The sequence below is a fragment of the Chitiniphilus purpureus genome, from assembly GCF_025642115.1.
Lineage (GTDB): Bacteria > Pseudomonadota > Gammaproteobacteria > Burkholderiales > Chitinibacteraceae > Chitiniphilus > Chitiniphilus purpureus.
Genome location: NZ_CP106753.1, coordinates 154,863 through 175,399 on the forward strand (window position 1 = coordinate 154,863; position 20,537 = coordinate 175,399).

The 20,537-nt window shown below is 58.9% G+C and carries 22 protein-coding genes; all 22 read right to left on the bottom strand.

Annotated features, from left to right (window positions below):
- Positions 1-5 precede the first annotated feature (5 nt).
- Positions 6-1,349, bottom strand: coding sequence for an ABC transporter ATP-binding protein (locus N8I74_RS00530; protein WP_263124947.1), 1,344 nt, complete (start codon positions 1,347-1,349; stop codon positions 6-8).
- Complete coding sequence (locus tag N8I74_RS00535; RefSeq protein WP_263124948.1) at positions 1,339-2,133, bottom strand: ABC transporter permease; 795 nt, start codon at positions 2,131-2,133, stop codon at positions 1,339-1,341. The genes N8I74_RS00530 and N8I74_RS00535 overlap by 11 nt, the downstream gene beginning before the upstream one ends.
- Positions 2,134-2,318: 185 nt before the next feature.
- Positions 2,319-2,639 carry a DUF2304 domain-containing protein gene (locus tag N8I74_RS00540; protein ID WP_263124949.1) on the bottom strand — a complete coding sequence of 107 codons (321 nt, stop codon included), beginning with the start codon at positions 2,637-2,639 and terminating at the stop codon, positions 2,319-2,321.
- 4 nt (positions 2,640-2,643) lie between these two features.
- On the bottom strand, positions 2,644-3,318 hold the full coding sequence (locus N8I74_RS00545; RefSeq protein WP_263124950.1) for a glycosyltransferase family 2 protein: 675 nt from the start codon (positions 3,316-3,318) through the stop codon (positions 2,644-2,646).
- The gene (locus N8I74_RS00550; RefSeq protein ID WP_263124951.1) at positions 3,318-3,671 is read right to left on the bottom strand and encodes a DMT family transporter; all 354 of its coding nucleotides are present in this window, start codon (positions 3,669-3,671) and stop codon (positions 3,318-3,320) included. Before N8I74_RS00550 ends, N8I74_RS00545 begins: the two co-directional genes overlap by 1 nt.
- The gene (locus tag N8I74_RS00555; RefSeq protein ID WP_263124952.1) at positions 3,668-5,473 is read right to left on the bottom strand and encodes a hypothetical protein; all 1,806 of its coding nucleotides are present in this window, start codon (positions 5,471-5,473) and stop codon (positions 3,668-3,670) included. The genes N8I74_RS00550 and N8I74_RS00555 overlap by 4 nt, the downstream gene beginning before the upstream one ends.
- Positions 5,470-6,477, bottom strand: coding sequence for an acyltransferase family protein (locus N8I74_RS00560; RefSeq protein ID WP_263124953.1), 1,008 nt, complete (start codon positions 6,475-6,477; stop codon positions 5,470-5,472). Before N8I74_RS00560 ends, N8I74_RS00555 begins: the two co-directional genes overlap by 4 nt.
- Before the next feature lie 11 nt (positions 6,478-6,488).
- On the bottom strand, positions 6,489-7,037 hold the full coding sequence (rfbC, locus tag N8I74_RS00565) for a dTDP-4-dehydrorhamnose 3,5-epimerase (protein WP_263126784.1): 549 nt from the start codon (positions 7,035-7,037) through the stop codon (positions 6,489-6,491).
- A gap of 40 nt (positions 7,038-7,077) precedes the next feature.
- Positions 7,078-7,950, bottom strand: coding sequence for a glucose-1-phosphate thymidylyltransferase RfbA (rfbA, locus tag N8I74_RS00570; protein ID WP_263124954.1), 873 nt, complete (start codon positions 7,948-7,950; stop codon positions 7,078-7,080).
- A 15-nt stretch (positions 7,951-7,965) separates the two neighbouring features.
- Entirely contained in the window at positions 7,966-8,862 is an 897-nt protein-coding gene (gene rfbD / locus N8I74_RS00575) for a dTDP-4-dehydrorhamnose reductase (RefSeq protein ID WP_263124955.1), read from the bottom strand.
- Between the two features lie 2 nt (positions 8,863-8,864).
- A complete protein-coding gene (gene rfbB, locus N8I74_RS00580) occupies positions 8,865-9,923 on the bottom strand; it encodes a dTDP-glucose 4,6-dehydratase (RefSeq protein WP_263124956.1) in 1,059 nt (352 codons plus the stop codon).
- Positions 9,924-10,048: 125 nt separating this feature from the next.
- The gene (locus N8I74_RS00585; protein ID WP_263124957.1) at positions 10,049-11,173 is read right to left on the bottom strand and encodes an MraY family glycosyltransferase; all 1,125 of its coding nucleotides are present in this window, start codon (positions 11,171-11,173) and stop codon (positions 10,049-10,051) included.
- 46 nt (positions 11,174-11,219) lie between these two features.
- Positions 11,220-11,999, bottom strand: coding sequence for a glycosyltransferase family 2 protein (locus N8I74_RS00590; protein WP_263124958.1), 780 nt, complete (start codon positions 11,997-11,999; stop codon positions 11,220-11,222).
- 5 nt (positions 12,000-12,004) lie between these two features.
- A complete protein-coding gene (locus N8I74_RS00595) occupies positions 12,005-12,760 on the bottom strand; it encodes a glycosyltransferase family 2 protein (RefSeq protein WP_263124959.1) in 756 nt (251 codons plus the stop codon).
- The gene (locus N8I74_RS00600; protein ID WP_263124960.1) at positions 12,757-13,755 is read right to left on the bottom strand and encodes an alpha-2,8-polysialyltransferase family protein; all 999 of its coding nucleotides are present in this window, start codon (positions 13,753-13,755) and stop codon (positions 12,757-12,759) included. The genes N8I74_RS00595 and N8I74_RS00600 overlap by 4 nt, the downstream gene beginning before the upstream one ends.
- Positions 13,752-15,050, bottom strand: coding sequence for a lipopolysaccharide biosynthesis protein (locus N8I74_RS00605; protein WP_263124961.1), 1,299 nt, complete (start codon positions 15,048-15,050; stop codon positions 13,752-13,754). Before N8I74_RS00605 ends, N8I74_RS00600 begins: the two co-directional genes overlap by 4 nt.
- A 7-nt stretch (positions 15,051-15,057) precedes the next feature.
- Positions 15,058-16,086 carry a pseudaminic acid synthase gene (gene pseI, locus N8I74_RS00610; RefSeq protein WP_263124962.1) on the bottom strand — a complete coding sequence of 343 codons (1,029 nt, stop codon included), beginning with the start codon at positions 16,084-16,086 and terminating at the stop codon, positions 15,058-15,060.
- Positions 16,083-16,631 carry a UDP-4-amino-4,6-dideoxy-N-acetyl-beta-L-altrosamine N-acetyltransferase gene (pseH, locus tag N8I74_RS00615; protein WP_263124963.1) on the bottom strand — a complete coding sequence of 183 codons (549 nt, stop codon included), beginning with the start codon at positions 16,629-16,631 and terminating at the stop codon, positions 16,083-16,085. Before pseH ends, pseI begins: the two co-directional genes overlap by 4 nt.
- The gene (locus N8I74_RS00620) at positions 16,628-17,575 is read right to left on the bottom strand and encodes a hypothetical protein (protein ID WP_263124964.1); all 948 of its coding nucleotides are present in this window, start codon (positions 17,573-17,575) and stop codon (positions 16,628-16,630) included. The genes pseH and N8I74_RS00620 overlap by 4 nt, the downstream gene beginning before the upstream one ends.
- Position 17,576: 1 nt before the next feature.
- On the bottom strand, positions 17,577-18,287 hold the full coding sequence (pseF, locus tag N8I74_RS00625; RefSeq protein WP_263124965.1) for a pseudaminic acid cytidylyltransferase: 711 nt from the start codon (positions 18,285-18,287) through the stop codon (positions 17,577-17,579).
- Positions 18,284-19,429 carry a UDP-4-amino-4,6-dideoxy-N-acetyl-beta-L-altrosamine transaminase gene (pseC, locus tag N8I74_RS00630; protein WP_263124966.1) on the bottom strand — a complete coding sequence of 382 codons (1,146 nt, stop codon included), beginning with the start codon at positions 19,427-19,429 and terminating at the stop codon, positions 18,284-18,286. The genes pseF and pseC overlap by 4 nt, the downstream gene beginning before the upstream one ends.
- A 1-nt stretch (position 19,430) precedes the next feature.
- The gene (pseB, locus tag N8I74_RS00635; RefSeq protein WP_263124967.1) at positions 19,431-20,429 is read right to left on the bottom strand and encodes a UDP-N-acetylglucosamine 4,6-dehydratase (inverting); all 999 of its coding nucleotides are present in this window, start codon (positions 20,427-20,429) and stop codon (positions 19,431-19,433) included.
- Positions 20,430-20,537: the final 108 nt, after the last annotated feature.

Consider the following 20,537-nt stretch of genomic DNA (forward strand, 5'->3'; position numbering starts at 1 on the left):
AGTCATCACCTCAGTTCAATCTGGACCGGCAACCCTACCAAACCTGAGCTGATGGAATTCGAGTGTGATCGGAATACCAGAGCGTCGTGCACCCACTGATGCATGACATGTTGATCTTGCATACCATCAGCCAATGCGGCAGAAATCACATAGTCACCGGCTGGTAGCCGAGGCATTACAAAGGTGAATAAGGCCTCAGCAACTTCTCCTTCGTTCTTACCTAACCATCCATGCTGAAGAGAGTGAACGCATGTATTGTCCCCAAACAGATGCTGGCCATTTTTATTTCTAACAACAAAACCCAGGATGATTTTTTTGAATTGCTGCCTGAAGTGCGCAGAAATCCTGACAGTGACAATCTCACCACCGATCACCCACGACAACGGATTTTTTTCTTTATCATGCATCGCAACATTTATAATGCGCCCGCCCCCTTCACCAAAAGAGGCGCTATTGCAATCGAAAAGTTCGACGCTATATTCCATGCGCAAATTTGTATGCACCACAAAATCCTGCCGCGAGTCCCTGAACAATAGATGGCCGGCCTTTTCCAACGGATTTTCTTTTAATTCATTTTCCTGTTCTTTGAATTGCTCTTCAGACTTTCTGCCATTTATCTCAGAATAATAATCTTCAAGATATTTTTCACACACGTATTTTGCCGAGCCCGCAAAAAGAACCTCTCCTTTATCAAGCCATAGTGCATCGCGACAGAAGCTCATTACGCTGTTTGTATCATGTGAAACAAAGAGGAGCGCTCCTCGCTTGAGAAAATCACGGATGAATCTCATACACTTCTGTGTGAAAAACACATCTCCCACAGCAAGTGCCTCGTCTATAACAAGCACGTCAGCATCTACATGTACTATCAGTGCAAATGCTAGTCGCACGAACATCCCGCTTGAATATGTTTTGACCGGCTGATCAATAAAATCGCCGATTTCTGCGAACTCTTCAATCAAATGCATGCGATCGGAGACCTGCTCAGCACTCAACCCATAGATCGCCCCTGAGAAATAGATATTCTCGCGGCCTGTATATTCGGGGTTGAAACCTGCACCAAGCTCCAGCAAAGCGGCAACCTTGCCATTCAAAATCACTTCACCCGCCGTCGGCTGAAGGGTACCGCAGACCATCTGTAACAACGTGGACTTACCTGACCCATTTCTTCCTATTACAGCAACGGCCTCGCCACGTTTGACTTGCAGCGATACATTCTTTACCGCCCAGAATTTCTCAGATCTACTTTTCCGAAGCAACATTTCGAAAAGCCGATCAGCCGGCTTTTCGTATATGTGAAAGCATTTGGAAACATTGCGAACAGATATCAAAATATCTTCAGAGTACATCCGCAAATCCTTTCCGGGTCTTTTGGAACCAGAGCAACCCCAAAAAAGCAATGGCCAAAGAAATGAAACCATAAAGCATAAGCATGCTCAGGTTTGGAATATCGCCATAAAACATAGCCTTTCTTACTTCCTCTATTATAAAAGTCAGAGGATTGATATATATCAAATGCTGCACCCCCTCCGGCAGCATTGAAACGGGATAAAATATTGGTGACATAAACGACATTGCCATTACCAAAACACCGATCAGCTGCCCTACATCCCGCAGATAAACCCCTAATGAACAAACAAACCAAGTAAGTCCGAGCAAGATCAACGCAAACGGGGCAATCAATAAAGGAACAAACAAGAGCGTCCACTCCAACCTGTGCAAGACGATTGCACCAAAAACACACCATACGAAGAAACTAATGAAAAAATGGAACAGGGCGGAACTCACGCAGACAACAGCAAGCACCTCCAGCGGAAACACCACTTTCTTCACATAGTTGGCATTGGAAAGGATCAAAGCCGGTGCCTTTGTCATGCACTCGGCAAAAAAATTGTAGACAATAAGCCCCGCAAATAATATGAGTGCAAACTCTTTGGTATTTTCTCCCTCCCCCCACCTTACCTTGAAGACAAGGCCAAAGAAGAATGTGTATACAATCAGCATGAACACCGGATTAAAGAACGACCACAGCAATCCAAATACCGATCCCTTGTATTTATTCAGAATCTCTCGCAAAGTCAAACGAGCGATCAGTTGCCTATGCAACCAAAACGACCCAAAAAGCTTGCTCATATCATCACCCACACATACCAACATGTTCAAATTTCAAAAGCATCGAAAATGGGATAAATAGCATTAATTAAATCATGCAAAGAATAGTGTGGCGCCTGGGCGGCTTGTCATTAGAACAATCAACTGCAGACTTCCATTCGGGCACTTACTTGCAAAGATCGCTGCAATTTTCTAAGAATTTCTCATCAAATTTTCCCCTTCTTCACATCAAGAAGCGCCAACTTCCGCGCCAGCTCGGTAAGCTGATCATGGACTTTTTTAAGGTACAAACCGACAAAAAGCGCCAAAAGTACACCCACAATAAAAAAACAATAAAGAAGCAGATCCGTGCCGCGGCCAACTCCAACTTTATTTGCCACATCCGTGGCAAAATCAGGTTTTAACACCAGAATGATCGCAGTCACCGAAAAGAACACTCCCAAATCCGGAATGACCTTAAATGATTTCCGTTGAATCAGACAAAAAACAATCAGAAACAGAAAAAAGGCGACAAGAAGAACAGCCATTTTCTTACCTATTAAATTTCGACAGAAGTTGATCCATGACAATGGAAACAGAATTTGACATTCTCTGCCCTTTTCTGATTGAGTAGTCAGTATATTTAATGGTCACTGGATATTCCTCATAAACCCACTTCATTTTACCGATGAAATCAATGATTTCTGAGGCATGAGCCATTCTATTTTGACGAATCCTTAAATCCATCGCAGCTTTCCGATTAAATAACCGGAGACCATTATGTGCATCGGTCAATTTGACTGAGCTGGTTAAATTTGTATAGAAAACCGCCAACCTAAGGAAGAGCTGCTTTATCCGCGGCATTCCTATGGTGTTTCCTTTGAATCGCGACCCCAATATCACATCCGCAGAACTAAGTTTCATTTGCTCTACCATTCCAACAACATCTTTAGGATCGTGCTGACCATCGGCGTCAAATGTAGCAATGAAACTTGCTCCTCTGGAAAGAGCAAAAGTTATTCCAGTTTGTAGGGCCGCACCTTGCCCAAGGTTAATGGGATGGATAACGCACCATGCGCCGGTTTCTAAAATTGATGCGGCAGTTTCATCTTGAGACCCATCGTCTACAACTACGATGTTTGGGAAGAAATCGAGGGCATCATTAAGAACCTCCTTAATCACACTTCCTTCATTGTATGCTGCGACCACTAACCAGACGTCATTCATCACAGTGTACCCTTGGAAAGCCCGATGCAAATCACTCCAGCCAATATCAGTAGTATTCCTAGCACTTTCAGCCCCTCTACGGCCTCTCCCCAGAATATCATTCCGATCAAAGCCACCAGCGCAATTGAGAGCGCAACAAATGGATATGCACTGGACAACGGTATTCTATCCAGCAACCAAACCCAATAGAAAGTGAGCACGCCATACAAACTTATGGCAATATAAAATTTCAACTCTCTCAACAAGTGAAAGAAAATATTCTGCCCGCTGGAGGCAGAATCACTTACTTGCTTGAATAGGATTTGCCCAACAGTCATTCCAAAAACATATACAAGCAACAGTAGGATCTTCAATTTATCACTTCCTTTAGCTTGGCATAGCATCGGCCCTGCCTAGCTTTGTCAACCTCATAAACTCCTGCCGTCGTCTGGTCAAAAAGTGATCTATATCGCCCCCAGAAGGCATTCGGGGCCTTCCCAATAACAATATAGTCGACCAGACACATTCGCTTAGCCATCGCATTCTCATCAAACCAACCATTTGGCAAGGAGGGGTCTTTTTCAATTACACCCCAACCCGCTGAATAGTCGAGGACATAGTAGGGCATGGCGTACATCCTAAAAACAAAATAGCGCAGTGAATCCTCTTGAGTAGTGATATACCATGCACTGGTCAACCGTGTCCCAGCAGCCATCTTGAGTTTGTTTACAACTCCAACCATTTCTGCATTTAACAATGCCGAGCTTCGTGATGCGGACGGAAAAATGGAATTTACCGGAACAGCGACTTGAGAAGCCAGCGTAAAGCTGGTCCCGACAGCCAATATTTGTAATCGAACAGCCTTCCTATCCAATAGGCGACTTAGAGCCAGGAGCACTAGCGGACACAATAGAACACAATAGTATCGAGTAAAAGAATAGGGGTCTCCTCCCCATGGAGTTCTCGCTCTTATATATGCGAGAAATACCAAATAAACCACCAAACAAGAACATAAATAGATTGCACCCGCATATTTTGAGCGTTGCTTTAGGAAGAAAGCCAGCAACAAGGGCACAGACAAACAAATCAAAAAGAGAAGATTAAAACCAGTCATGGCCATATCGATAATGGGCTCAGGCTGGAAGAAATTTGCATGTGGAAATTTGCTATTCAATATCTTAGTTATGTTATCCAGTAGCTGAGCCCACACTCCACCAAGACCTAACGGCTTGGTGAAAATATCTCGCTGTAGCATATATTTCTCCACATAAAGCTTCCATGTGGAGAAAACCAACAACGGGATAATTGATATCAATAGACTGTGAAAAAGGGCCTTCTTAAAATGGCCTCGTATGAAAAATGCATTTATTAAATACCAGCCTATTATGAACGCAGCAAAGATCGCCCCTACGTGCTTTAAAGCAACGATGGCACCCAGGACCAGCCCGATGCCTAATCCCCCTTTGCCCCGGTGAGACTCTCTCTGTACACATAGAAGCATTGCGACATAAATCAACAAGGCTTGCAGATGATCAACATACAGAGTCAGAACAAGTGACTGGAAAAAAAATATCCATATGAAAAAGAGGCATGAGGCACTGAGTGCGCCTTTTATCAAATCATGGCGATTTACAGCAGAAACCAGTGCAGAAAATGCCAACAGCCAGCCGGAAAAATAATACGCACTTCTATCTGAAATCCCTAAGGTTGCCGGAAGCATTCTCCAGATTGATGCACCTGGAATGTATTCAGGAAAGAGCAGATATTTGCCATCCATGTGAAGAGATTGAAAGCTCTTTAAATACTCAACTTGTGCCCCCCAATGCGAGTACTCGTCCCAGGCAAAGAAATCTGCTCCTCTTGCCGCCAAATAGGACAAAGCCATTATAAATATAATTGTCCATGCGGAATTGAAAGCAAAGTCATCGGCGCTGCTTGAATGGGTCCGGGAAACTATATGGAGAGAATACCCTATCAACGACAAAGTCCCTAGGGCATAGGGCAAAGAGCTTAGCCCTCCGATAATTACCCAGAAATAACTTGAAACCAATACCAAGCTTGCTGATATGGGATATACAATTGCAGCCCTAGTACTTTGAAGTTTCGAAACAAGCAGCGTGGCTCCATGCAAGATCAGAAAGATCGCTACATAGCCTTGTACCAAGCCTTGCATCATGACACCAGATTTTTAAAAGAAAGCGCTTTACTCTCAATAAAGTGCCAGGAGCCCCAAGCAAATGCCATGGTAATGGCAGCACAAACTGCGATATATACGCCCATGCCAAGCCATGGAAGTTTTGCAAATACTATCTGCTGGACAGGAAAGGCATAGATATAAAACCCATATGAATAGTCCCCACGTTCATTCACCCAGGATCCAATTTTGCTTGATGCAAGCCCTACAGATAGAACGATATATGTGAAAGCAAGGATTTTCAGCAGATCAAAAATAAAGGCAATGTTTGTCCCTAGAATGGAGACGATCAAAACAGAACACCCAAGCCCGCTGATAGTTCCACGATTAAACTCAAAGATCTTGAATAGCGTTCCCGAATAGAAATATATGCCATATACAATGAACAATCTCCAATCGGTTCCATAGTAAACGATTGGCTTCGCACTATTCTTCGCGACAAAGAATAGAATCAAGAAGAGAAAAATGAATAATAGATAATTCTGCTTTTTCAATCCTTTTGATAGACCTAGAAGCATAGCGGTCGCATACAATGCAACTTCCAATGGAAGCGTCCAAAGAGATCCATTCATCGCGTTTGCAACCGGCGCTGCTTCAAGAACCCCCGGCATTGCAAATACGGGAAATAACGCAATATTCCAGAGATAGAACCATGTACCCGCACTGGAAAAGAAATCATTTAACGGGAGGGTAGTGAGAAGCGGACCAAAAACTCCGATTGAAATCAGGGTAATGGCCACAAGGCCAGGGATAATCCGTAAAGCCCTGCGCCACAAAAACCCTCGTACACTGCCCCCGGATAGCCAGCTGCACGAAATCAAGTATCCACTGATCACAAAGAAAATGGCGACTCCAATTGAACCGAAACCACTGCCGAGGAAATTTGTTGGATTCGGCCGCCCGGTCAAGGCGAAGGAGTGTTCATACAAGACAAAAAATGCGGCGATCAGCCTCAGAAGATTTAAATTGTTATCTCTGTGTTCCATTAATTCACCACTTAGTCGAATAGCTCTTGCCCACCCAGAGGCTTTGCCGATGCATCTTTCCCTGACAGCCTGATATCATATCCGGATGGCCATCCAACACCGAGCTCGGGACAATCCCATTTTATGGATCGCTCCAAGTTGGAATTCCAATATTCTGTAGTCTTATAGAGCACCTCAGCCACCTCACTCAATGTGAGGAAACCATGTGCAAACCCTTGTGGAATCCATAGCTGCCGCTTGTTTTCAGCGGAAAGCTCGACTCCGACCCAACTTCCAAATGTTTTACTGCTTCGTCTGATATCAACTGCAACATCAAATATTGCTCCAACAGCACAACGGACCAATTTTCCCTGAGCCATTGGTGGAAGCTGGTAGTGGAGCCCTCGCAAGACTCCTAGATCTGATCGAGAATGATTATCCTGTACGAAGGATAAGTCACACCCAGTTGCCAGTTGGAATTTCTCTTGATTGAAACTCTCAAAGAAAAAACCGCGGTCATCTTCAAAGACTCGCGGCTCGATGATTTTTACATCGGAAATAGCAGTATCAATTACATTCATTCTAGCCACCAAGCGTATTTTCCTTCACCAATAGATAGCGTTACTTCAAGAGCCTCATGAGATAACGCCCATAACCAGTCTTTTTCAAGCTCTGTGCCAGCTTTTCCAATTGTGCGGGCGAAATCCATTGCTGTCGGTACGCAACCTCCTCCGGACTGGCTACTTTCAACCCCTGCCGCTGCTCGATTGTCTGGATAAACAGGCTCGCCTCCAGCATCGACTCATGCGTCCCCGTATCGAGCCAGGCGTAGCCGCGCCCCATGGTCTTCACATCGAGCCTGCCGCGTTTGAGGTATTCGGCGTTGACATCGGTGATCTCCAGTTCGCCGCGGGCAGATGGCTTGATCTGCTTGGCGATGCCGATCACCTCGTTGTCGTAGAAGTAAAGGCCGGTCACCGCGTAATTCGATTTAGGCGTGGCGGGTTTTTCCTCGATCGACAGCGCATTGCCGTTCGCATCGAATTCGACGACACCATAGCGTTCGGGATCGTGTACGTGATAGGCAAACACGCTGGCGCCCGATTCCTTGGCAGCCGCCTGCTGCAGCAGTTCGGCGAAATCGTGCCCGTAAAAGATGTTGTCTCCCAATACCAGCGCCACATTGTCGTCGCCAATGAATTGCTCGCCGATGATGAAAGCCTGTGCCAGGCCGTCCGGGCTGGGCTGTACCGCATAGCTCAGCGCAATGCCCCATTGGCTGCCGTCGCCCAGCAGCTGCTGGAATCGCGGTGTGTCCTGCGGGGTCGAGATCACCAGGATTTCCCGGATGCCCGCCAGCATCAGCGTGGAGAGCGGGTAGTAGATCATCGGCTTGTCGTAGATCGGCAGCAGTTGCTTGCTAACTGCGATGGTCGCCGGGTACAGGCGGGTGCCGGAGCCGCCGGCCAGGATGATGCCTTTGCGTTTCTTCATGGAGGGGCCCCCCGATCAAGGATGCAGCAGCGTCAGCACCTGGGCGACGCCGTCCCGCCAATGCGGCAGGGTAAGATTGAATGCGGCTTGCAGCTTGTGCGTGCTCAGCCGCGAATTGGCCGGGCGCGGTGCCGGCAATGGATAGGCGCTGGTCGGGATCGGTGTGATCGCATGGCCGGGCAGCTTGAACTGCCAGCCGCGGTCGATGGCGGCTTCGAGCACGGCCTGGGCGTAGCCGTGCCATGTGGTGTCGCCCTCAGCGACCAGATGGTAGGTGCCAAATGGAAAGCCCTGCGGGATCAGCGCGTATTGCCGCAGGATCTGCGCGGTCACGTCGGCGATCAGGCTGGCCGGTGTCGGCGCGCCGTGCTGGTCGGCCACGATGGAAAGATGATCGCGCTCGCGCGCCAGCCGCAGCACGGTCTTGAGGAAATTGCCGCCGTGGGCGCCGAATACCCAGCTGGTGCGCAGGATCAGGTGGCGACACCCACTGCCGCGTATCGCCTCTTCCCCCGCAAGCTTGGTCTGGCCGTACACGGATTGCGGATTGGGCGTGTCGTCTTCGGTGTAGCAACCGTCCTTGGCGCCGTCGAACACATAGTCGGTCGAGTAGTGCACCAGCAACGCACCATGCCTGGCCGCCCAAGCGCCAAGCAGGGCCGGGGCCGTGGCGTTGATCGCCTGGGCCAGCGCCGGTTCGCTCTGGGCCTTGTCGACGGCGGTATAGGCGGCGGGGTTGACGATGATGTCGGGCCGCACCCGCTCCAGCAAGGCATCGATCACATCCGCATCGGCCAGATCGCAATCCTCACGGCCCACCGCCATCACCTTGCCGAGCATGGCAAGGCTGCGCTGCAGCTCGAAGCCGACCTGACCGCGGGCCCCGGTCACCAGGATGGTGGGTAGCGCCATGGTCACGCTCCGTATTGCTGTTGCACCCAGTCGCGGTATGCGCCACTGGTCACGTTGTTCACCCATGCGGGGTGGGCCAGGTACCACTGTACCGTCTTGCGGATGCCGGTCTCGAAGGTCTCGGCCGGCTTCCAGCCCAGTTCCTTCTCCAGTTTGCGCGCATCGATCGCGTAGCGCCGGTCATGGCCGGGCCGGTCGGCGACAAAGGTGATCTGTTCGGCATACCCCTTGCCGTCAGCGCGGGGCTGCAATTCGTCCAGCAGCGTGCAGATGGTCTGCACCACGTCCAGGTTGGCCTTCTCGTTCCAGCCGCCGACGTTGTAGGTCTCACCCAGCCGGCCGGCTTCGAGCACCCGGCGGATCGCACTGCAATGGTCCCTGACGAACAGCCAGTCCCGCACCTGCTGCCCGTCGCCGTAGACCGGCAGCGGCTTGCCCGCAAGCGCATTCAGGATCACCAGCGGGATCAGCTTCTCGGGGAAATGATAGGGGCCGTAGTTGTTCGAGCAATTGGTGGTCAGCACCGGCAGGCCGTAGGTGTGGTGCCAGGCCCGGACCAGATGGTCGCTGGCGGCCTTGCTCGCCGAATACGGGCTGTTCGGCTCGTATGGATGGGTTTCGGTGAATGGCGGCGCATCGGGGGCCAATGTGCCGTAGACCTCGTCGGTGGAGACATGCAGGAAGCGGAATGCGGCCTTGCGGTCGTCCGGCAGCGTGTTCCAGTACCCCCGCACCGCTTCAAGCAGATTGAAGGTGCCGACCACGTTGGTCTGGATGAATTCGCCCGGGCCATGGATCGAGCGGTCGACATGCGATTCGGCTGCGAAATTGATCACCGCGCGCGGCTGGTGCTGTGCCAGCAGTTGGCCGACCAGTGCCCGATCGCCGATGTCGCCCCGCACGAAGTGGTGCCGGGCATCCCCATTCAAGGACGCCAGTGTTTCCAGATTGCCGGCATACGTCAGCTTGTCCAGATTGACGACGGCTTCGTCGCTTTGCGCAAGCCAGTCGAGCACGAAGTTTGCACCGATGAAACCGGCGCCGCCTGTCACTAGAATCATTTGAACGTTCTTCCCATTGGCCGGCCCCGCCCCGAAAGCTGGCCGCTACGCTGCAAAACCCGAAAGTTTACCTTTTCCTTCAGTAGGATGCTGCACTGCGTTCCCGGGTTGCCGGAAACCGCCGGTCAGCCGCCCTGCCGTTTGCGCAGCCGCTCGCGTTGCCGCCGTATCACCATCCATCCCGGGCTGCGAAAGCGCACCAGTTGCCGATACAGATACAGATACAGCACGATGAAGCCGACGATGAAACACTGCAGGATCAACGGGTTCTGCCAGAACAGCACCGCGGGGATCACGCTGGTCGAGCACAACAGCCACAGATAGGGCGAGGTCAGCGCATTGCGCGTGGTGCGATGGCGCGCGTCCGAGCTGCCTACCGCCCAGCGCACCAGGCGCTTGTATACCAGCATGTGCAGATGCACACCGTCAGGCATGCCGGGCGACATGCCGCGCAGCACCTTCTTGCGCCAGATCGAGAACAGTGTCTCGAATACCGGATAGATCACCACCAGCAGCGGAAACCAGGGCGATACCCGCTCGTGACGCGCCACCAGCAGTACGGCCAGTTCACCGACCATGAAGCCGATCAGGTAGGCGCCGCCGTCGCCGAGGAACACGTTGCCGCGTGGGTAGTTCCAGACGAAGAAGCCGAGGATGGCGCCGATCATGGCGAACGAGGTACGCCAGATCAGCGGGTCCTGCAGCTTCCAGCCCACATAGCCGAAGGCGGCGAAGATCATGATGGCCACCATTGCCGCGAGGCCGTTGTAGCCGTCGATGATGTTCACCGCATTGGCCACCCCGGCCACCCCCACCGCGGTGAACAGCAGGGCCACCGGCCAGAACTGCACCATCGGGTCCAAGAGCGGCACGTCCAGCCGGTTGACGCCGGCATCCAGCAGCCAGAAGCCTGCCACCGCCGCCGCCATGGTCAGCACCAGTCGCGCCAGTGGCGACACCGCCTTGGTCAGGTCCTCGATCAGGCCACCGAGAAAGGCGGGCAGACTCACCAGGATCAGCAGCCAGAACGCCTGTTCCTCGACGATGCCCTTGATCGAATACCAGCTTGCCACCGCCAGCAACCCCAGCATCACGCCGACTCCGCCGATGCGCGGCACCGCGCGGGCGTGGAATTTCTGCACCCCGCCCAGGTCGTGGTCCGCGGAGACGCGGCCGTGCCAGTGCCGGGTGCGGATGATTGCCAGCGTGGCCAGCAGCGAGATCAGAAAGCTGATGAACAAAACCTGCATGCGTATTACCTGTGTCAGTGGCAGGCGGATTGCTCCACCCGCCGTGTTACTTCAGATACTTGGCAAGACCCCGTACCGCGTAGTGCGCGAAGTAGTACGCGGCGCGCAAACGCCCCAGCCCCACCACCTCGCGGTAGAGCTTCCACTGCCATGCTGCGGCGTTCTTCTTGTCGGACGACACCGTGCCCGTGTGCTCGCGATACAACGCCAGCGGTTCGGGCAGGCCCAGCACCTTGTCGCGGCAGGGGCCGAACTCGGCGGCAATGCGCCGGGTCAGCAACAGCCACAGCGCCAGATCCTGGCGTTTGCGGATATCGGGCATCGGCACCCGGCCCAGCGCGCCGGCGTCGTAGATCGCGGTCAGGCAACCAATGAAGTTGGACTTCAGCAGCAGCCCATGGTCGACCCACGGCCGCGCCAGGATCGGTGTATCGCCGCGCCTGCCGTCACGGTCCATCTTGTAGTAGCTCGTGTAGCACAGCAGCGCGCCTTGCGTCCGCATGGCAGCGACCTGCCGTTCCAGCTTGGCCGGCAACCAGGCGTCGTCGCTGTCGAGAAAGGCGATGTAGCGGCCCCGGCTGGCCGCGATCGCCAGATTGCGCGCCCGCGCCGGGCCGCACTGGCCGCCACTGTGCAGCAGCCGCACCCGCGCATCCTGCGCCGCATGGCGCGCCACCTGGGCCACCGTGTCGTCGCTGGAGCCGTCGTCCACCACCAGCAGCTCCCACTCGGCCCAGGTCTGCCCGCGCACCGAGCCGATGGCCTGGTCGATGAAGGGGCCGGCGTTGTAGGCCGGCATGACGATGCTGACAAGGTCGTTGTTCATGCGCCCTATCCCTGGCGATAGCGCCGCGCGCCACGCAATTCGGCGGCGACGAAGTCGAGAAAACCCATCCGGTCGCGATACTGGGCCCGTTTCTTCCAGGCAAAGGCCAGCATGCTCAGGTAACCGGCCGGGCCGAACAGGCGCAATTGCAACGCGCCTTTGGATTCGGCCAGTGCCGGGGTGAAGCGGTAGCCGGTGCTTACCGCCTCGTGGAACACCAGCGGCAGGTCCAGGTGCCAGCCTTTGAGGCCACGGCCAAGTGCCTCGAACAGCAGGATGTTCTCCTCGCCGGAGGGGAAATCCGCACCCAGGCCGAACCGCTCGTCAAAGCGCAGCCCCGCCTGCCGGAACGCCTGCGGCCGCAGCGAGATCAGGCAGGACGACACCTGCAGCACGCTGCGTCGCGTATGGGCCTTGAGCGCACCACCGCCGTCGGGGCGGCTTGCACCGTTGTTGAAGGTGATGAAATCGGCCCCGGTCGCCGCATAGGCGTCGCCAAGCGCCGCCGCCAGCCGGGGCGCATGGTGGATGTCGTCATCCGCCAGTACGGCGATGTCGCCCCGGGTGTGTTCGAGCGCGCAATTGCGGCTGCGCGACAGTCCCGTCTGCTGCATGTCCAGCACCCGGGCATCGGCGGGATAGCGGTGGCCCGGCTGCGGCAACTGGTCGATCACCAGGAAGTCCACCGCTGGGGTGGCGAACAGCCCGGCATTCTGCGCCGCCTTGGAATGCATGGTGGCAATCAGCAGTTCGACCTTCATCGTGTGTCCCCGGGCAGTGCGGCCAGCCAGCCGGCCAGGTCCCCGACCGGAAGCGGCGCAGGCAGGAATGCATCCAGCAGGCTGCGTTGGCGCGGCGCGAGGCCCGCCTCGACCCCGGCCAGCGCCGGCAGCGCGATGCGGAACACCGGACGTCCGTGGATCGCCGCAAGGTTGACGAGCGCGGTGCTGTTGAATCCCGTCACCGCGGCCGCGGTCGCGGCCAGCCCGCTCAGCTCGATCGGGCCGTCGCTCACATCCAGCGGCAGGTCGCCGTACTTGGCGCGGTGCTCGGCCGGATGTGGGCGTACCAGCAGCGCGAGGCCCGCCGCCCGCGCAGTGTCGGCCAGCCGATCGAGCAGCGCGCGGTACTGCGCCGCATCCACCTGCCCCAACTCGACCCACGGCTGCGAAATGAAATACAAGCGTCGTACGCCGTCGGCAGCGCCGGCCTGCCGGGCACGGAACCAGGCCGCGATATGGGGGTCGACCTGCCAGTCGCCACCCGCCTGCCGATACAGCGCCCAACGCTCGTCGGCCAGCGCATGCTGCGCCGTGCTGACCACGCCGGCACGCAATGCGGCACGCCAGCCCCGGCCACCCTCGCGGCGGATCGCCGCCAGCCGCGCACGCCGGTCGCCATAGCTGCCCAATCCCTCGTCCACCACCACGCAATGCAGATGCCGCAGCGGGTTGGCCCGTTTCAGCCGCAGCCAGGGCTTGATGCCCGGCGCGCCGACCGCGAGATAGAGCAGCGCTTCGCCGCGACGCGCACGCCAACCGGCCTCGGGGCCGACGACGCGCAGCGCCGGATGCGCCGGCAGACCACGCCGCACCGTGTCCAGATCCACATGCTGCTGGCCGAGAAAGCGGCTGAAGCCCAGGCAGACCACGGTGATGGCGTCGCCGGCACGCAGCCGTGCATCGAGGTAGGCACCGACGTAGATCAGATGCGAGGCGCTCGCCACGCCGGACAGGAATACGCGCAACGCGCTCATGCCGCCTCCCGGGACAGGCGCCGGCTGGCCATCCAACGGCAGCACGCCTGCGCCAGCGCGGCTGTCGTCAACGCGACCCCCATGCCAAGGATGCCCAGCGACGGCGTCAACGCCAGCGCTGCCAGCACGAACACCGCGACGCTGACCGCATTGGCGGCGAAGATGGCGCGGTCACGCCCGGCGGCGTAAAGGTGGTAATGCCAGGCCAGCGACACCACCGACAGGCCGTTGGCCAGCACCAGCAACAACAGCACCGGCCAGTGCGCCTCATACTCCACCCGACCGATGTAGCGCAGCAGCGGATGAATCAGCAGCAGGCAGAGCAACGACAGCGCCAGCGTCACACCACTGACCTCGCGCAGCATGTTGCGCCGCAGCCGTGCCAGCTCGGCCGGCCGGCCGGTCTTGTGCGCCTCGACCAGCCGCGGATAGCGCTGTGCGATCACCGAGGCCTCCAACAGCTGCGGGATGGCCGCGGCGATGCCGAAGAAGAAGGTGTAGACACCGACCACGGCACGATCGGCAAACAGATCCAGCAGGTAGCGATCGGCGATCAGCGGCACGCGCAGCAGCAGCGTGCCGGCCAGGAACACCGCTGCCACGCGCAGCCCGCCAAGCAGCCATCCCCGATCCACCGGAACGCCTGCCACCCCGCGCCAGCGCAGGCGCGCCAGCGGCGCCGCCCCGAGCAGCACGCCCAGCGCCGAGCCACCCAGCCAGCATGCCAGCACGGTGAAGACCGACCGCGCCGGTGGATGCAGCGCCATCACCGTGATCGCCAGGTAGGCCGGCAGGCCGATGCGGCAGAAGAACACCACGTTGGCCCGCACATTCCGCCGCCGGATCACCAGCAGCCGGTAGACCTCGATCGCCAAGTGCTCGCAGATCAGGATGGCGCAGAACAGCAGCACCAAGCCCGGCGACAATTCGCGCCACGCCCCCACCAGCGCCGCGCCGATACCCAGCACCAGGTAGCCCGCGCCATGCAGCAGGCCCTGGTCGCGCAGCCGCGCCGGCCACTCGGCCTCGGGCCGGCCGATCAGGTCGCGGTTGGCGTAGGTGTAGAAATCGAGACCGACCGCGAACACCGCGTAGGCCACGGCCGCGGTGAACAGGCCATAGAAGCCCAGCTCGGCCGGTGGCAGCACGCGCGCGAGGTAGACCATCAGCACGAACTTGCTGGCCAGGCCGGCACCGCGCAGTACGAAGCCGCCCAGCGCGCCGTTGCGCCACAGCCGCCCGATCATCGCACCGGCCGGCGTGGCGCCGTACAAGGAAAGCCCGAGGCAGGCCACGATGCGCTCAATCGATCATGTCCCAGGCGAGCGGCGTGCCAGGCGCGAGGTCGGCGCGGGCGTGCCGACCGAGCACTTCGCCGTAGTGGCGCGGATGCAGCCCGTCCGATGGGCGCACCGAGCGCACATTGGCCGCGGTGAACGGCTCGCCGGCGCGGATCGGCTCGGCGACGAACAGCGAGCGGGCGAACTTGCGGCTGGCGGCCACCTTCGGGCCAAGGTCGTAGCTGACCGTACCCAGCGCCGCTTCCGCCACGCGCACGCCATCGACCATCAGCTTGAATTCGTCCGGGGTCATCGAGAACGAGGCATCCGGGCCGCCGATGGCGCGGTCCAGGATGAAGTGTTTCTCGATCACCCGCGCGCCCAGCGCCACCGCGGCGATGGGCACGGCGTGGCCCATGGTGTGATCGGACAGGCCGACCTTCACCTTGAAGGTGTCGCGCAGGTGCGGGATGGTCAAGAGGTTGGCCTCGCCGGGCTCGGCCGGATAGGCCGAAGTGCACTTGAGCAGCGTGATGTCGTCGTTGCCGACCCGGCGGCACGCCGCCACCGCTTCCTCGATGTCGGCGAGCCGTGCGATGCCGGTGGAGATGATCATCGGCTTGCCCTTGGCCGCGGCGTACTCGATCAGCGGGATGTCGTTGATCTCGAACGAGGCGATCTTGTAGAGCGGCACGTCAAGCGCTTCGAGGAAATCCACCGCGGTGGAATCGAACGGTGACGAAAAGAACACCAACCCTTCGCGCGCAGCCTCGGCCTGGATCGCGGCATGCCATTCCCATGGCGTGTAGGCCTCCTGGTACAGCTTGTGCAGCGTGGTACCGTCCCACAGGGTGCCGGACCTGATCTGGAAGTATTCGTTGTCACAGTCGAGCGTGATGGTGTCGGCGGTGTAGGTCTGGATCTTGATCGCGTCGGCACCGCATGCCTTGGCCGCGCGCACGGTGGCCAGCGCATTCTCGATATTGTGGCCGTGGTTGGCCGAGAGTTCGGCGATCACGAAGACGTGATCGGGATGGGTGAAGCGGCTCATTGTCGTTTCCATTCGCGGGCCAACAGGCCCATCAGCAACAGGTCATAGCGGCGGTCATCGCGCAGGATGGCCTCGCGCCAGCGCCCTTCCTCGGCAAAACCGAAGCGGCGGTAGGCAGCGATGGCCGTGAGGTTGTCGGCCACCACCTCCAGCTTCAGCGTATGCAGCGAGAGCCGGCCGAAGGCCAACTGCGAGATGGCCTGCAGCAACCGGTGCCCGAGGCCCGGCTCGTCGCGGAACGGGTTGCGGTAGATGCCGAGCCAGGCAAGCCCGTTGCGCGCATCCAGCCGATGCAGCGACACCACACCGAGCGTACCGGCGGCGTCGCGTCCCAGGTAGTTGAAATCGCACGTCTGTGCATGCTGCCGCGCCATGTAGGCCAGGTGCGACGCCAATGGGATATCGCCACCACTGCCCATCCACCGCGCGATGTCGGGATGGGTGCGCATGCACCAGACCTCATGCTGCCGCGCTTCGTCCAGACCGGCGAACGGCAGCAGCTCGATGGCATCGAAGGTGAAGCACTGGTGCGGATCCAGCGTCATGGCGTTGCTCCTGTCAGCCAGGCCAACGCGCGCGCGACGCCCTGGCCATCCACCGCCGCCTGGCCGGCGCGGGCCATCGCTGCGCGCGCCTGCGGCGTGGCCAGCGCAGCCAGCGCGGCCAACAGCTGCCGATCCAGCTGCGGATCGTGCCACCAGCCCGCGGCGATCGCCGTGCCCAGCACCGGCCATTCGCGCAGTTGCTTGTGTTGGTTCTCGGCCACGGCGACCAGCACTGCCGGCGTGCCGCAGCGCGCCAGTTCGCTCACGGTCTGCCCAGCCGCTGAAATCGCAAGATCGGCGGCCAGCATCTGGGCGCACATTGCGGCGTCATCGAGCTGGCGGTGCACCGTGCAGTTATCCGGCGCTGGCGCAGCCGGGCCGCCAAGCACCGCATGGATCTGCGCCAGCGGGTATGCCTTGCGGGCCAGGGCCACCATACGCGGCGTCAGGCCACGCGGGTCGGTACCGCCCATCAGCACCAGCACGCGTGTCACCGCCGGCAGCACGCGACGCTGCGGCACCTCGGCGAACGCCGGGCGCAGCGGTTGCCACATCGGGCCGCGCGCCCAGCGCGCCTCGCCCCGATCGCCCCCCAGGCCCGGCGCGGCATGGATCACCAGTCCCGCCGGGTAGTCCAGGCGCTCCGTGTCATCGAGGTACATCACCCGCGCGGCACAGGCCGCGATCCGCTGCAATGCCGCCGGCTCGGCGCTGTAGGAATCGACGATGGCCACGTCGCTGGCGCCGGGCAACGGCGGCGCCGCCTGCCATGCCTGCCAGACGACGTCCTGTGCAGCCAGCAGCGCCTGCGCTGCCGCGTCGCCATCGACCACCCAGCGCACCGTGCCCCCCTGCCCACGCCATGCGGTCGCGTAGGCCAGACAGCGCGACAGATGGCCCATGCCGCGGCTGGCGTCACCTTCGCTGTAAAGCCACAGCCTCACGTCAGCCGCCACGCCGCAGGCGATATTTCAGCTCGGCCAGCGCCCAGTCGGTCTCGGTGTCGATATCCTGGGCTTCCAGCTCCGGGATCTCGATGGCACCGCTGTTGCCGGTGAAGATGCGGCCGGCGGCGAGGCACCGTTCGGGGTGCAGCCAGTAGAACTGGCCGGCGTCATGCAGTGCCGGTGGCAGATCCTGTGAACGGCTGGCGTAATGCTCGGGCTGCAGCATATGCACGCGGCCGTCGTCGGCGCGCCGCAGCGCGCGCTGGATCGGATAGCCGAAACGCACGGCGGGAAACACCGCGTCGAAATCCTCTCGCGCCAGGACCTCATGCGCCTCGCGCAACCGTGCCGGCGTCACCAGCGGCGCGGTGGGCAGCAGGCAGCAGACCTGTTGGAAAGTGCGTCCTTGCGCGGCATAGACGTCCAGCACCTCGCGCAACACGTCCAGCAGTCCTGCGTGGTCGTCGGCAGTCTGCGGACTGCGCAGGAACGGCACCAACGCGCCGTGCTCGCGCGCCACCTGGGCGATGCGCTCGTCGTCGGTGGACACCATCACTTCGGCAAAGAGGTCGCTGTCGAACGCCGCCGCGATGGAATACGCGAGGATGGGCCTGCCGCAGAAATCACGGATGTTCTTGTACGGAATCCGCTTGCTGCCACCGCGCGCGGGGATCAGCGCCAGCCGTTCGGGCAAGGGTGACAGCGTCATCCCAGGCTCCGGACCGCCGCCGCCACGGTCGCGACCTCGTCATCGGTCAGCGCCGGATACAGCGGCAGCGACAGGCACTGCGCGTAATACGCTTCGGCCACCGGGCAATCGCCCGGACCGTAGCCATAGGTTTCCCGGTACCAAGGCTGGGTATGCACCGGAATGTAGTGCACCTGGCTGCCGATGCCCTGCGCCAGCAGACGCTGCATCGCCTCGGCGCGGGTCAGGCCCAGCGCGGCGAAGTCGATGCACGGCACATAAAGATGGAAGCACGAGGTCACACCGTCCGCTTCCACCGGCGTGCGCAGCCATGGCAGGCCGGCCAGCAGCCGGTTGTAGCGGGCGACGATCCCGCGCCGGCGCGCGGCGAAGCGGTCGAGCTTCTTCAGCTGGCTCAGCCCCAATGCGGCCTGCATGTCGGTCATGCGGTAGTGCCAGCCCAGCCCATGCATCTCGTAGTACCAGGGACCGGGGTTCTGCGTCAGCAGCGCCGGATCCTTGGTGATGCCGTGGCTGCGCAGCAGCAGCATGCGCCGGTACAACGCCTCGTCGTTGGTCATCACCGCGCCGCCTTCGCCGGTGGTCAGCGTCTTCACCGGATGGAAGGAGAAGATGGTGGCATCCGAATGACGGCAATTGCCCACCGGGCTGCCATCGCGGTAACGGGAGCCGATGGCATGCGCCGCATCCTCGATCACCTTCAGGCCATGCTCGCGCGCCAGCGCGGCGATCGCCGTCATCTCGGCCGGCTGCCCGGCGAAGTGCACCGGCGTCAGCAGGCGCGTGGCCGGCGTGATGCGCGCGGCGATCGAGGCCGGATCGATGTTGTAGCTGATGGGGTCAATGTCGGCGAACACCGGCTTGATGCCGCAATAGGCCATGCTGTTGGCCGATGCGGTGAAGGTGTTGGCGCTGGTGATGCCCTCGCTGCCGGCCGGCAGCGCCAGTGCCGCCACCGCCAGGTGCAGCGCCGCGGTGCCGCTGGCAACCACCACGCAGTGGCGCGCCCCGGTGTAGTCGCATAGCGCCTGCTCGAACTCGGCAATCTTCGGGCCCTGGGTCAGGTAGTCGGAACGCAGCGTATCGAGCACCGCCCGTTCGTCGTCCTCGTCCAGCCACTGCCGGCCGTAGGGAATCGCCATCTCAGATCTTCCCCACCTTGGTGCGGTTGGCGTCGATCCAGGTGCGCAGGGTGTCGACGTCCATCCACTCGCCGTTGTTGTCGCTGGCGTAGACAAACCCCTCGGGCACGCGCTTGCCGTCCTTGATGCGCTTGTAGTCGGTATGCCAGTTATGGATGGCGGGCAGGATCTTGAAGTGCTCGGGGTATTCGTAGGTGTAGAACGCATCCTCGGCGCCGATCATCTGCTCGTGCAGCTTTTCGCCAGGGCGGATGCCCACCACATCCTGCCGCGCCTGCGGCGCGACGGCGGTGGCAATGTCGGTGACCTTCATCGACGGGATCTTCTTCACGTAGATCTCACCGCCCTCCATGTCCTCGAACGCATGCCACACCAGCTCCACCCCCTGCTCCAGCGTGATCATGAAGCGCGTCATGCGCGGATCGGTGATCGGCAATACGCCCTGCCCGGCAATGGAGAGGAAGAACGGGATCACCGAGCCGCGCGAGCCCATCACGTTGCCGTAGCGCACCACCGCGAAGCGGGTATCGCGCCCGCCGGCGTAGGAGTTGCCGGCGACAAAGAGCTTGTCCGACGCAAGCTTGGTGGCCCCATACAGATTGACCGGGCTGCTGGCCTTGTCGGTGGACAGCGCCACCACGCGCTTCACACCCTTGTCGATGCAGGCATCGATCAGGTTCATCGCGCCGTCGATATTGGTCTTGACGCACTCGAACGGGTTGTACTCCGCCGTCGGCACGATCTTGGTGGCCGCGGCATGCACCACATAGTCCACCCCGTCGAGCGCACGGTAGAGGCGATCCTTGTCGCGCACATCGCCGATGAAGAAGCGCACCCGCTCGTCGCCCTGGAAGAGCTTGGCCATTTCCCACTGTTTCATCTCGTCACGCGAGTAGACGATGATCTTGCGCGGGTTGTACCTGGCCAGCGTGAGCGGAACAAAGGTATTGCCAAACGAGCCGGTGCCGCCGGTAACGAGAAGGGTGCTGCCACTGAGCATCTGGTACATCCTGGTTGGACTCGCCCGCTTCGATGCGGCGATATTCGGTTTCTGGAAAAACATCGGCCAAGACGGCCGGGCAAGCGCGGCCGGATTGCCAAATCCGCC